This window comes from Photobacterium lucens, from assembly GCF_009873615.1.
In the GTDB taxonomy this organism is placed as follows: Bacteria; Pseudomonadota; Gammaproteobacteria; order Enterobacterales; family Vibrionaceae; genus Photobacterium; species Photobacterium lucens.
In genome coordinates this window covers 1-12393 of sequence record NZ_SSMG01000163.1, presented here as the reverse complement: position 1 = coordinate 12393, position 12393 = coordinate 1, and the positions used below count along the sequence as shown (strand labels likewise).

General features: G+C 42.1%; 12 protein-coding genes, 1 riboswitch and 1 other annotated feature. Of the genes, 10 read left to right on the top strand and 2 right to left on the bottom strand.

Annotated features, from left to right (window positions below; all coding sequences use genetic code 11):
* Window positions 1-70 precede the first annotated feature (70 nt).
* The 10 genes from E5A76_RS07535 (at window position 71) to hisIE (ending at window position 9512) form a co-directional block, all read left to right on the top strand.
* Window positions 71-1297 (top strand): EAL and HDOD domain-containing protein, encoded by a 1227-nt coding sequence (locus E5A76_RS07535; RefSeq protein WP_161118555.1) that lies wholly within the window; start codon window positions 71-73, stop codon window positions 1295-1297.
* Between the two features lie 2 nt (window positions 1298-1299).
* Window positions 1300-1824, top strand: coding sequence for a YchJ family metal-binding protein (locus E5A76_RS07530; RefSeq protein WP_161118554.1), 525 nt, complete (start codon window positions 1300-1302; stop codon window positions 1822-1824).
* A 365-nt stretch (window positions 1825-2189) separates the two neighbouring features.
* Window positions 2190-2325: a sequence feature (His leader region), on the top strand.
* Window positions 2326-2366: 41 nt separating this feature from the next.
* Complete coding sequence (hisG, locus tag E5A76_RS07525; RefSeq protein WP_053988424.1) at window positions 2367-3263, top strand: ATP phosphoribosyltransferase; 897 nt, start codon at window positions 2367-2369, stop codon at window positions 3261-3263.
* Window positions 3264-3266: 3 nt separating this feature from the next.
* Window positions 3267-4568, top strand: coding sequence for a histidinol dehydrogenase (gene hisD / locus E5A76_RS07520; RefSeq protein ID WP_161118553.1), 1302 nt, complete (start codon window positions 3267-3269; stop codon window positions 4566-4568).
* A 9-nt stretch (window positions 4569-4577) separates the two neighbouring features.
* Window positions 4578-5624 carry a histidinol-phosphate transaminase gene (gene hisC, locus E5A76_RS07515; protein ID WP_053988659.1) on the top strand — a complete coding sequence of 349 codons (1047 nt, stop codon included), beginning with the start codon at window positions 4578-4580 and terminating at the stop codon, window positions 5622-5624.
* 11 nt (window positions 5625-5635) lie between these two features.
* Window positions 5636-6706 (top strand): bifunctional histidinol-phosphatase/imidazoleglycerol-phosphate dehydratase HisB, encoded by a 1071-nt coding sequence (gene hisB / locus E5A76_RS07510; RefSeq protein ID WP_392397305.1) that lies wholly within the window; start codon window positions 5636-5638, stop codon window positions 6704-6706.
* Window positions 6706-7353: an imidazole glycerol phosphate synthase subunit HisH gene (gene hisH, locus E5A76_RS07505; RefSeq protein ID WP_161118552.1), complete on the top strand. Its 648-nt coding sequence runs from the start codon at window positions 6706-6708 to the stop codon at window positions 7351-7353. The genes hisB and hisH overlap by 1 nt, the downstream gene beginning before the upstream one ends.
* A 20-nt stretch (window positions 7354-7373) precedes the next feature.
* Window positions 7374-8108, top strand: coding sequence for a 1-(5-phosphoribosyl)-5-[(5-phosphoribosylamino)methylideneamino]imidazole-4-carboxamide isomerase (hisA, locus tag E5A76_RS07500; protein WP_053988427.1), 735 nt, complete (start codon window positions 7374-7376; stop codon window positions 8106-8108).
* 10 nt (window positions 8109-8118) lie between these two features.
* On the top strand, window positions 8119-8892 hold the full coding sequence (gene hisF / locus E5A76_RS07495; protein ID WP_107164970.1) for an imidazole glycerol phosphate synthase subunit HisF: 774 nt from the start codon (window positions 8119-8121) through the stop codon (window positions 8890-8892).
* Window positions 8889-9512, top strand: a complete 624-nt coding sequence (gene hisIE, locus E5A76_RS07490; protein WP_161118551.1) for a bifunctional phosphoribosyl-AMP cyclohydrolase/phosphoribosyl-ATP diphosphatase HisIE — start codon at window positions 8889-8891, stop codon at window positions 9510-9512. The genes hisF and hisIE overlap by 4 nt, the downstream gene beginning before the upstream one ends.
* Before the next feature lie 115 nt (window positions 9513-9627).
* Here the strand turns inward: hisIE and E5A76_RS07485 are convergent, their stop codons facing one another.
* Together E5A76_RS07485 and E5A76_RS07480 are read right to left on the bottom strand one after the other, a co-directional pair.
* Complete coding sequence (locus E5A76_RS07485; protein WP_008986579.1) at window positions 9628-10206, bottom strand: thymidine kinase; 579 nt, start codon at window positions 10204-10206, stop codon at window positions 9628-9630.
* A gap of 151 nt (window positions 10207-10357) precedes the next feature.
* Window positions 10358-11956: a Na+/H+ antiporter NhaC family protein gene (locus E5A76_RS07480; protein ID WP_161118550.1), complete on the bottom strand. Its 1599-nt coding sequence runs from the start codon at window positions 11954-11956 to the stop codon at window positions 10358-10360.
* Window positions 11957-12040: 84 nt separating this feature from the next.
* A riboswitch (Lysine riboswitch) is annotated at window positions 12041-12222 on the bottom strand.
* Between the last annotated feature and the right edge of the window lie 171 nt (window positions 12223-12393).

The window sequence follows — 12393 nt, the reverse complement described above, 5'->3', positions numbered from 1 at the left end:
TTTTGATATGATTTTCACTATAATAACAATATTAAAGATAAATAATTTTTAACTTTTTCTGCAGAATTACATGTTTTCATATATTGCTCGACAACCTATTTTAAATCGTAATAAGCATACTATCGGCTATGAGCTACTGTTCAGAGATGGTCCGGATAACTGCTTTCCTAATATTGGTGATGAGCAAGCAACCAACCGTCTTCTTAACGATAACTTTTTCAGTACGGCTGGTGAGGTACAATTAACATCAGGTAAACGTGCCTTTGTAAACTTCCCGTACAACTCACTTGTATCAGGAACACCACTTCTTTTTCCAAAACAAAGCTTTATCATCGAAATATTGGAAAGTTGCTCTCCTACAGATGAACTATTTGAAGCGATAAAACAACTGCATCAAAAAGGATACACCTTAGCATTGGATGACTTTATTCCAAGTGAGGCTTGGAATCGGTTTATACCCTACATTCATATCATCAAGTTTGATATCCGTATTATTTCTATAGAAAAAGCCGCTCGCTTTATTAAGTTCTATAAGAAAAAAACCAAACTTCGTTTCTTAGCTGAAAAAGTCGAAACTCAGGAAGAATATCAACAAGCCTATGATGCAGGTTTTGACCTATTCCAAGGCTTCTTTTTTAGCAAACCAGAATTAATTCAACGTAAATCGTTAAAGCCGTCTTCTATTACCACCTTACGTTTATTTAAAGAGATTTGCGTAACAGAGGTCGATTACGACAAAGTGGAAGAAATCATCGCAACAGATGTCACCTTATCTTATAAGTTGTTGCGCCACGTTAATGCCATGACATCAATGCGCTCAAAACCCGTTACCTCATTTAAGCAGGCTTTAGTTTTCTTAGGTGAAGAAAAGCTCAGACGCTTTATTACCTTTGTTGCAACCTCTCATGCAGTAGAGAATAAGCCACCATCACTGTATAACTTATCGCTACAACGGGCACACTTTTGTGAGCAGCTTTATCGCACTCGAGTGCCTAACGATAACGGCAATCAGGCATTTTTAACCGGTCTATTCTCTTTATTAGATTCATTGCTAGACCAGCCATTAGATGAATTATTGAAACATCTTCCTTTAAGCGAGCAAGTAAAACTCGCCTTAACGAAACGCGTAGGACCGCTTGGCGCGATTTTAAATCTTACTGATGCTTACGATCAGGCTAACTGGCCGTTAGTGAAGAAATACAGTGATGCATTAAAGATCAATGAATCTAGCATTGCAGATCACTATTTAGAGTCAGTAAAATGGTCGGCTGAATATGAGCAAACGCCGGCAAATTAAACATGTCTAAACATACGTCACAGTGTCCTTGTGGTAGTAACAAAGCGCTGATTGAGTGCTGTAAACCAATTCACCTTGATCATGCTAAAGCATTACATCCTGAACAATTAATGCGTGCGCGTTATAGTGCCCATGTACTGGGATTAGTTGATTTTGTTGTTCAAACTTACCATCCAAGTTGTGAAGCAGAACAACACCGTGATGCAATTGCAGAATCAGTGAATTTAAAATGGTTAGGGCTAGATGTTCTTAGCAGTGACATTGCTGAAAGTGGCGAAGGTTTTGTTGAATTTAAAGCCATGTACAAAGAAGCAGGCAATGAATATATTCTTCAAGAGCGCTCTCGCTTTTTAAAAGAAGAAATCAATGGGCAATCATGTTGGTTTTACATTGATGGTGAATACCCAGAGCCACCACCAATAGAGCAAGCAGCACCACCAGCTCCTGTTAAAAGTGAGAAAACCGTCGGTCGTAATGATCCTTGCCCATGTGGTAGCGGTAAGAAATTTAAAAAGTGTTGTGGCTGATAAGTATTTACACCCCAATCGCCATTAACAGCTAACTAACAAAAAGCCGATTTTTAGATCGGTTTTTTATTGCCTGTTGTTTCTCAAAATACCGACTTTCTCAAAAAATAGTGACAAGACATACCTTACACCCCAACAACATCTTCAATGTAAATCTATTTTAATATTTAAAACTCAACATCTTATAAAATCCAATCTGACAATTGTGACATCACCAGAAGCTTTTTTTGGAAAGAAAAACAAATCCACTAAAACGTTAAAAATAATGTTGCAATATCTAACACACTTAGTTAGTGTGGATAACAAGAAAATAACACTATCAAGCGTTAGAGAGTTTTAATTATGCGTATCCAAATGGCTAACAATCATATCCATCACCATCCTGACTAGTCTTTCGGGAGGATACGCCTCACCCTGGAAGACAACATATTCTTCCAGTGGTCACAAGGAATAATCAAATTCAGACCCTCGGAAGAAATAGACTTCCGAGGGTTTTTTAATACCAGATTTTGAATTAAGTGAATTAGGACAGGGAAATGACTATGCAAACACAACGACTACGAATTGCGATTCAGAAAAAAGGCCGACTAAGTAAAGAGTGCCAAACACTGCTTAAACGCTGTGGCGTGAAATTCAATATGGTTGGTGAGCGTTTAGTTGTCCACGCTGAAAATATGCCTATCGATTTACTACTCGTTCGTGATGACGACATCCCAGGTCTGATCATGGATGGTGTGGTTGATTTAGGTGTGATCGGTGAAAACGAATTAGAAGAAGTAAGCCTTGAGCGACAAGCTCGTGGTGAACCATCGGATTATAAAAAACTACGTCGCCTTGATTTCGGTGGCTGCCGCCTTTCTATTGCCATTGATAAAGATGCCGAATACAAGGGTCCTCAAGATCTTAACGGTAAACGCATTGCAACGACCTACCCTCAGCTAGTTAAACGCTACATGGATGATCTTGGCGTGAAATTCAGCACATGTATGCTAAACGGTTCAGTGGAAGTTGCTCCTCGAGCAGGGCTTGCTGATGCTATCTGTGATTTGGTTTCAACAGGCGCAACACTTGAAGCGAATGGCCTTAAGGAAGCGGAAGTAATTCTGCGATCGAAAGCAGTACTGATCCAGTCAACAGAAACACTTGCAGAAGAAAAACAAGCATTGATCGAACGTCTGTTAACTCGTATGCAAGGTGTTATTCAAGCAAAAGAATCTAAATACATCATGCTACATGCGCCAACAGATCGCCTTGAGCAAATCAAATTGCTACTACCGGGTGCGGAAGATCCAACTGTATTACCCCTTGCCGCAGACAAATCACGCGTCGCTATCCACATCGTTAGCTCTGAAAACCTATTCTGGGAAACCATGGAGCAGCTAAAAGAGTTGGGTGCTAGCTCTATTCTAGTATTGCCAATCGAGAAGATGATGGAGTAATCGATGAAAACAGTTGTATGGCAATCTCTAAGTGAGAATCAGCGAGAAAAACTGCTTGCTCGACCAGCCGTTAATAATGGCGCCAATATCAGTGCGATTGTAACCAATGTTATTGACGATGTTCGTCGTCGTGGTGATGAAGCCTTACTCGAGCTTACAGAAAAGTTTGATGGTATTCGTCCTGCGTCTTTAAAAGTTAGTAATGATGAAATAGACGCAGCATGTTCTCGAATCAGCGACCAAATGAAAGCGGCACTGCAACAAGCATTCGACAACATCAGTACGTTTCATAAAGCACAGAAGCAGCAAACCCTGCGGGTTGAAACCCAACCGGGGATCATTTGTGAGCAGATGACCCGTCCGGTTAACTCGGTCGGCTTATACATTCCCGGCGGTAGTGCTCCTCTGCCATCAACCGTATTGATGTTAGGTGTGCCAGCTAAAATTGCAGGCTGTCAAAAAGTAGTGCTGTGCTCTCCGCCACCGATTGCCGATGAAATCTTATACGTAGCCAAATTATGTGGCATTGATGAAGTATATAACGTCGGTGGTTCGCAAGCTGTTGCAGCGATGGCCTACGGCACAGCAACCGTTGCTAAAGTGGATAAGATCTTTGGCCCTGGCAACGCCTTTGTCACCGAAGCTAAACGCCAAGTGAGTAATGATTTTCGCGGTGCTGCGATTGATATGCCAGCTGGCCCTTCAGAAGTCTTAGTAATTGCAGACAGCAGCGCAGATCCTGATTTCATTGCTGCAGATCTTCTGAGCCAAGCTGAGCACGGCCCTGACTCTCAGGTTATTTTAGTAACACCGGATCCTGTCATTGCGGATAAAACAGCAGATGCCATTCAACGTCAACTCGCTGAGTTGTCTCGTTCTGATATCGCAAAAGAAGCATTAGGTTCAAGCCTACTGATTGTTGCTGAAACCTTGCCGCAATGTATTGCGATTTCAAATAACTATGGTCCTGAGCACTTAATTGTACAAACCACTAATCCACGTGACTTGGTGCCATTACTGGACAATGCAGGCTCTATTTTCTTAGGTAATTGGTCGCCAGAATCTGTTGGTGATTATGCCTCAGGTACTAACCACGTATTACCGACTTATGGCTATACACGTACCTACTCAAGTTTAGGCTTAGCAGATTTCTCTAAACGCATGACAGTACAAGAGTTGTCTGCGGATGGTCTGCTGGGTTTAGCTAATACCGTAACAACGATTGCCGATGCCGAAGGTCTTGATGCCCACAAACGTGCCGTAACAATCCGCGTTGAAAAATTAATGGCAAATCGTGAGGGATAAATCATGACGATGGCAAGACTCGCACGTAAAACAGTACGTGAATTAACCCCTTACCAATCAGCCCGTCGATTAGGCGGTAGCGGTGATATTTGGTTAAACGCTAACGAATCGCCGTTTGATAACGAATACAACATTAGCCTTGCACGATTAAACCGCTACAGCGAATGTCAGCCACCTGAGCTTATCAATGCTTACGCTGACTATGCCAATGTAAAGCCCGAGCAAGTATTAACCTCACGTGGTGCCGATGAAGGTATTGAGCTTCTAATCCGCGCTTTTTGTGAGCCAAACCAAGACAGTATTTTATATTGTCCACCAACTTATGGCATGTACGCCATCAGTGCCGAAACTTACGATGTGAATGCGAAGGTTGTTCCACTGACAAGCAAATGGCAATTAGATTTAGAGGCTATTTCACAAAACCTTGATGGTGTGAAAATTGTTTTCGTCTGTAGCCCGAATAACCCAACAGGTAACTTATTAGCACGTAAAGACATTGAAGCCCTACTCGATATGACAGCAAACTCAGCCCTTGTCGTGGTCGATGAAGCCTATATCGATTTCTGCCTAGAAGAAAGTGCTAGCGATTTACTGTCAAGCTACCCGAATTTAGTCATTCTCCGTACGCTATCAAAAGCGTTTGCGCTAGCTGGTTTACGTTGTGGTTTTACTATTGCTAATAGCGATATCATCGAAGTATTGCTTAAAGTGATTGCGCCCTATCCAGTGCCTGTACCTGTCACTGAAATTGCCGTCCAAGCGCTATCAGAAGCAGGTCGCGCACGAACAAAATTCCAAGTGCTAGATATCAGTGCAAACCGTGCTTACTTACAAGCGGGTTTAAGCATGTTAGATGGTGTAACCGTATTTGATGGTTACGGTAATTACCTACTGGTTAAATTCCCTAATGCAGACCAACTATTTAAAGCATTATGGGATAACGGCATTATTTTACGCCGCTCTCCGATTGAAAGCTGTATTCGAATCAGTGTAGGTAACCGTGATGAGTGTGAGAAGACTCTCGCCTTTATTCGCAGCCAGTTAGAACAACAATAAGGACATTGATTGTGAGCAAGGAAAAGATTTTATTTATTGACCGTGACGGCACCTTAATTGTTGAGCCGCCAGTAGACTTTCAAGTAGACCGTTTAGACAAACTTAAATTTGAACCGAATGTGATCCCTGCTCTGCTGGCTTTACAAAACGCAGGCTACAAACTGGTGATGGTAACAAACCAAGACGGTTTAGGTACAGATAGCTACCCACAAGCAGATTTCGACGCACCACATAATATGATGATGGAAATCTTCGAGTCTCAAGGTGTGGTATTTAGCGATGTACTGATTTGTCCTCACTTTGATCACGAAGGCTGTAGCTGCCGTAAGCCTAAGCTAGGACTTGTCAAAGAGTACCTTCAACAAGGTCGTGTGGATTTTGAAACTTCAGCGGTGATTGGCGATCGTATTACCGATCTACAGCTAGCAGAAAACATGGCAATTCGTGGGATTCAGTACAACCCTGAAACCATGAATTGGATGCAGATCTTAACCGATTTAACCACCCAACCTCGCATTGCCGAAGTTGTACGTACCACCAAAGAGACTGACATTCGCGTTAAAGTGAATTTAGATCAAACTGGCGGCAATACTATCTCTACCGGTCTTGGTTTTTTTGATCACATGCTTGATCAAATCGCCACGCACGGCGGTTTCCAAATGACCTTAACCGTGGATGGTGATTTACACATCGATGATCACCACAGTGTTGAAGATGCAGCACTAGCACTGGGTGAAGCGTTGAAAAAAGCCTTAGGTGATAAACGTGGCATTGGTCGCTTTGGCTTTAGCCTACCGATGGATGAATGCTTAGCCCAATGTGCGTTAGATTTATCTGGTCGTCCGTATTTGAAATTTGATGCGCAATTTAATCGTGATCAGGTTGGTGATTTATCAACGGAAATGGTACCACACTTCTTCCGATCTTTAACCGATACGCTGGCTTGTACCCTGCACTTATCATCAACAGGCGATAACGATCACCACATTGTTGAAAGTCTATTTAAAGCGTTCGGTCGCACATTGCGCCAAGCGATCAAAGTGGAAGGTAACGAGCTACCAAGCAGTAAAGGAGTGTTGTAATGACCGCAACCAACACTGCACAGCGCGTCGTCATTATTGATACCGGCTGTGCCAATGTATCTTCTGTCCGCTTTGCTATTGAACGTCTTGGCTATCAAGTAGAAGTCAGTAAGGATCCAGAAGTTGTACTTGCTGCCGATAAACTGTTTTTACCGGGTGTCGGTACAGCGAGTGAAGCAATGCAGAACCTACAACAGCGTGATTTAGTCACTTTAGTTAAACAAGTGACGCAACCGCTATTAGGGATCTGTTTAGGTATGCAATTACTTGGTAAAGCGTCGCAAGAACACGGTCAAAATGGCAGTGAAATTATTCCTTGTCTCGATTTGTGTGATGCTTCTGTAGAGAAAATCCAAGCAGAGGGTTTACCGCTGCCACATATGGGCTGGAATACCATTACACCGGAAGATAATCACCCACTATTTAAAGGTATTCCTGCGGGCAGCTATTTTTATTTCGTTCATAGTTACGCCATGCCTGTATTTGATAACACCGCACAACAAGGTGGTAAAACTATCGCCAGTGCGCAATATGGTCAAAGCTTTACTGCTGCGGTACAAAACGGCAATTACTACGGGGTGCAATTTCACCCAGAGCGTTCAAGTAAAGCTGGCGCGAAACTCATTCAAAACTTCCTCGAACTATAACGATAACAAAAGGACTTGTTATGATTATTCCTGCATTAGATCTGATTGAAGGCCAAGTGGTACGCCTATTCCAAGGCGACTATGGGCAAGTAACAGAATACAAAGTCGATCCCGCAGAGCAATTTAATCTTTACCACCAAGCAGGTGCTAACTGGCTCCACTTGGTTGATTTAACTGGCGCAAAAGATACACAAGCCCGTCAGTTATCTCTAATTGAAAAACTACTTAAAAGCACACCAGCCAATGTACAAATTGGTGGTGGCGTACGCACCGAACAAGACGTCGCAGATCTGTTAAACGCAGGTGCTAAACGTGTGGTAATTGGCTCAACCGCCGTTAAACAACCAGAAATGGTAAAAGGTTGGATGGAAAAATACGGTGCTGAACACATCGTATTGGCACTGGATATCAACATTGATGACAACGGTAACCGCATTGTTGCTGTCTCTGGTTGGCAAGAAGATTCAGGCGTCACTATTGAAGCCCTACTCGACGATTTTCTAAAAGTGGGTTTAAAACACGTGCTGTGTACTGACATTTCACGCGATGGCACATTGGCAGGCTCGAATGTCGAGCTATATGTCGATCTTTGTCGTCAATACCCACAAGTTCAATTTCAATCATCAGGCGGTATTGGTTCGCTTGATGATATTGCAGCATTAAAAGGTTCAGGCGTGGCTGGTGTGATTGTCGGTCGAGCCCTACTTGACGGTAAGTTTACTGCTGAACAAGCCTTTGCATGCTGGAACAGTTAAGGAGACCACAATGTTAGCTAAACGTATTATTCCTTGTTTAGACGTACGTGATGGTCAGGTTGTAAAAGGCGTCCAATTTCGTAACCACGAAATCATTGGCGATATTGTACCACTGGCAAAACGTTACGCTGAAGAAGGCGCAGATGAACTGGTTTTCTACGATATTACCGCATCAAGTGACGGTCGTGTTGTTGATAAAAGCTGGGTCTCTCGCGTTGCAGAAGTAATTGATATTCCATTCTGTGTGGCAGGTGGTATTAAATCAGCTGACGATGCGAGTCGTATTCTTCAATTCGGTGCGGATAAAGTGTCTATCAACTCGCCAGCACTGGCTGATCCAACGTTAATCACCACCTTAGCAGATAAGTTTGGTGTGCAGTGTATTGTTGTCGGTATTGATTCCTATTTTGACGCTGAAACAGGTCAATATCAGGTATACCAATTTACCGGAGATGAAAGCCGCACCAAAGCAACCCAATGGCAAACTCGGGATTGGGTGGAAGAAGTACAACGTCGTGGCGCAGGTGAGATTGTCCTTAATATGATGAACCAAGATGGTGTGCGTAATGGTTACGACTTAGAGCAACTCAATATGGTACGTAATGTGTGTAATGTACCTTTGATTGCATCTGGTGGAGCCGGTGAAATGCAACACTTTAGCGATGCCTTTAAGCTTGCCAACGTAGACGGTGCATTAGCTGCCTCTGTTTTCCATAAACAAATCATCAATATTGGTGAGTTAAAGCAATTTCTGAAAACGCAACATGTGGAGATCCGACTATGAGTTTATTAACCAAGATCAATTGGGAAAAAGTAGCCGGATTGATCCCTGCTATTGTTCAAGATAATGCTAGTGGTCAAGTACTCATGCTTGGCTACATGAACGAAGATGCGCTTCAAAAGACACTTGATACTAAACAAGTCACCTTCTGGTCTCGTACCAAAGAACGCCTGTGGACCAAAGGTGAAACATCTGGCAACATGCTGCAGCTTAAAAGCATTCAGCTTGATTGCGACCAAGACACCTTATTAGTACAAGTCGATCCAATTGGGCCAACGTGCCACTTAAACACCACCACTTGTTTTGATAATGATGAAAGCGATACACAGCCACCGTCACTGGTTTTCCTTCATCAACTTGAGCAGCTCTTGGCGAGTCGTAAAGGTGCAGATCCTGAGTCTTCCTACACAGCGAGCCTCTACGCTCGTGGCACCAAGCGTATTTCGCAAAAAGTGGGCGAAGAAGGCGTTGAAGTCGCGCTTGCGGCAACGTCGGGTGATAAGGCGGAATTAGTGTGTGAATCAGCGGATTTAATTTATCACCTATTAGTGCTACTGCAAGATCAAGGTTTATCACTGTCAGATGTAACCAATAAGCTGCAAGAGCGCCACAATAAGAAATAATTAAACGGTCTGTAAATATGAAAAAGCCAGCTAAAATTAGCTGGCTTTTTGTTTCGCAATAATTACGTATTACAGGTGTAAATAAAGAAGACGAACCCTATTTGTCATTAAATAATTAACGACCTAATGCTTCTTTATAATGTAGTCGGCATACCGATACATAACGATCGTTACCACCAATTTCAACTTGATCACCATCAGCAATAGCACGACCGGTTTCATCTTGGCGGATCACCATGTTAGCCTTGCGACCACAGTGACAAATGGTTTTTAGTTCCACCAGCTTATCAGCCCAAGACAATAAGTAGCGGCTACCTTCAAATAGCTCACCTAAAAAGTCTGTACGTAAACCGTAACACAAAACAGGAATATCGAGTTTATCGACCACTTCTGTTAATTGATAAACCTGAGCTTTTGATAAAAACTGGCATTCATCAATTAATACACAGTCAATTTTGCCATTACTCGATAATACTTTTACACGCTCAAATAAATCATCTTCTGAATTAAATAACTCAGCTTCTTCTTCTAAACCAATACGAGATGTGACTTTACCTACGCCATAACGGTTATCGATAGCAGCGGTGAAAATAAGTGGCGTCATGCCTCTTTCACGGTAATTAAACGAAGATTGCAATAATGTGGTCGATTTCCCCGCATTCATTGCAGAGTAATAGAAATACATTTGGGCCATGAGAGTTCCCTAGTAATACGATTGGTTTAAAAAAACTGCGCCGATGCTACAGAAATTCACCCACAATGAAAAGTGATAGGCTTAACAACTACACATTAGTTACAAAAAAAGCCCATAACTTTGTATGGGCTTTCACTACATCGTATAAAAATCAGCTTTTCACTGTTGGTTGATAGGTTCGACGGGACAACCATGCGAAGAACACACATACCAGAATGAAGGTAGTGATCGCTGCAATAAACGCAACAGGTAATGAATCTGTCATCCCCAATACCAAATAACCAATCATAGAGACAAAAGCGACAGACATCGCATATGGTAGCTGTGTTGCTACGTGATCAATGTGGTGACAACGTGCCCCTGTTGACGACAAAATTGTGGTATCAGAAATTGGCGAACAATGATCACCAAATACCGAGCCAGCTAATACACCTGCTAACATTGGTAGCATTAACGCAATATCTGTAGCACCCGCTAAATCACCCGCAATCGGTAACATAATACCGAAGGTACCCCATGATGTGCCCGTCGAGAATGCCATTGCACCCGATAAGATAAATAGGATCATAGGCAATAACATTGGGCTAATATTGCCTTGAACTAAGGTCGATAAATAACGCCCGGTGTTCATATCGCTAATAACGCTACCGATAGCCCAAGCAAATAATAAAATTAAAATCGCTCCAAACATGGATTTAGCACCAATCCATAATGTTCGTGCAACTTCAACCATTGCTATACGCTGGCGAAACACCGGAATAATCGCAGCAACAAGACCAAATAAGCCACCTAAACACAGTGATTTACCCACATCGGTATTTTCAAATGCGCCAAGAATAGCAAAAGGTTTACCCTCTGCTGCAAGCGCCTGATAGCCAGTGAAGATCATAAAGAAGAAAGTAGCGGCGATCAGGATAATAATCGGCCATACTAAATCGCCGACTTTACCTTTCTCACTTTCCGTTATTTCTAATTCATCGGTAAGATCTTTGGCTTGCTCATCAACATCGCTGCCTTCATCAAAGCCACGGCCATGCATGGCTGCCATCTCGTGTTTTTTCATTGGTCCAATATCCCATTGGAACCAAGACACAACAAACACCATCGCTAAAGCAAAGATCGCATAGAAGTTCATTGGTGCTAACGTTAAGAACGCACTTAACGGTGTATATTCTGATACGCCATGAGTAACTAAAATGCCACCAATTAAAGTAATTATATAAGCGCCCCAACTTGATGCTGGCATCAATACACACATCGGTGCTGCCGTTGAATCTAATATATAGGCAAGCTTTGAGCGTGAGATATAAAAGCGATCCGTCACTGGTCGTGAAATAGAGCCGACAGCTAAACTATTAAAATAATCATCGACAAAAATAAAAACGCCTAAAAATGCGGCGAGCAACTTAGCACCACGTTTACTTTTGATTTTCGTTTGAGCCCATTCAGCAAATGCGCGAGTCCCACCGGATAAGGTTAACAGTGCTGTCATCATCCCTAATATAATGAGGAATAATACAATACTCATGTTCCAGGTGTTTACCCCACCATCAGAAATGAATAAGCCTTTTATTGTTCCTCCTAAATAAGAAGCAGAATGATTAAATGAAAAATCATTTAAATAAAGTGCCCCCAATAAGATACCAGCACCTAGCGAAAGTAACACGCGACGAGAAAGTATCGCCAGCACCAGCGCAACAACAGGAGGAATAATAGATACTAATGAATGGGAATAATCGACTAAATTCATGATCTCAACGACAACCGAATTAGGTGGGAGATCTACTGGAGGAGATGGCTATCACCATATATGAAGAGCCTCTTAAGCTCCCTTCGTCACAGTAGCGCTCCATAGTTAATATGATGTATATACTATGGCAGTGTTACACTTATTCAATGCAACCCCAGTAAGATGATTTGATGTCATGCTTACTTCGGCATTAGCTCCTTTCATTAACCCTCATCGGTTTCACCCTCTTGTTAATTACTATTAGCTAATGCGCCTCTACCTTACAATAAGGATGCGAATATTCTACGTAATGTTTCATTATTTGCAACAACATCACAGTAAAGTTTTAACACTACACAATGAATAACATTGCTTTTATAAATAAATTTTATTCAATTATAGCAATAACGGTGAAATATTATGAACTAAAGCGCATGAACTGTTTCATTTTGTAACTA

Excerpts from the sequence above, each read along its gene's own strand:
- E5A76_RS07535 (WP_161118555.1), top strand. The coding sequence starts at position 71 with ATGTTTTCATATATTGCTCGACAACCTATTTTAAATCGTAATAAGCAT.
- E5A76_RS07530 (WP_161118554.1), top strand. The coding sequence starts at position 1,300 with ATGTCTAAACATACGTCACAGTGTCCTTGTGGTAGTAACAAAGCGCTG.
- hisG (WP_053988424.1), top strand. The coding sequence starts at position 2,367 with ATGCAAACACAACGACTACGAATTGCGATTCAGAAAAAAGGCCGACTA.
- hisD (WP_161118553.1), top strand. The coding sequence starts at position 3,267 with ATGAAAACAGTTGTATGGCAATCTCTAAGTGAGAATCAGCGAGAAAAA.
- hisC (WP_053988659.1), top strand. The coding sequence starts at position 4,578 with ATGGCAAGACTCGCACGTAAAACAGTACGTGAATTAACCCCTTACCAA.
- hisH (WP_161118552.1), top strand. The coding sequence starts at position 6,706 with ATGACCGCAACCAACACTGCACAGCGCGTCGTCATTATTGATACCGGC.
- hisA (WP_053988427.1), top strand. The coding sequence starts at position 7,374 with ATGATTATTCCTGCATTAGATCTGATTGAAGGCCAAGTGGTACGCCTA.
- hisF (WP_107164970.1), top strand. The coding sequence starts at position 8,119 with ATGTTAGCTAAACGTATTATTCCTTGTTTAGACGTACGTGATGGTCAG.
- hisIE (WP_161118551.1), top strand. The coding sequence starts at position 8,889 with ATGAGTTTATTAACCAAGATCAATTGGGAAAAAGTAGCCGGATTGATC.
- E5A76_RS07485 (WP_008986579.1), bottom strand. The coding sequence starts at position 10,206 with ATGGCCCAAATGTATTTCTATTACTCTGCAATGAATGCGGGGAAATCG.
- E5A76_RS07480 (WP_161118550.1), bottom strand. The coding sequence starts at position 11,956 with ATGAATTTAGTCGATTATTCCCATTCATTAGTATCTATTATTCCTCCT.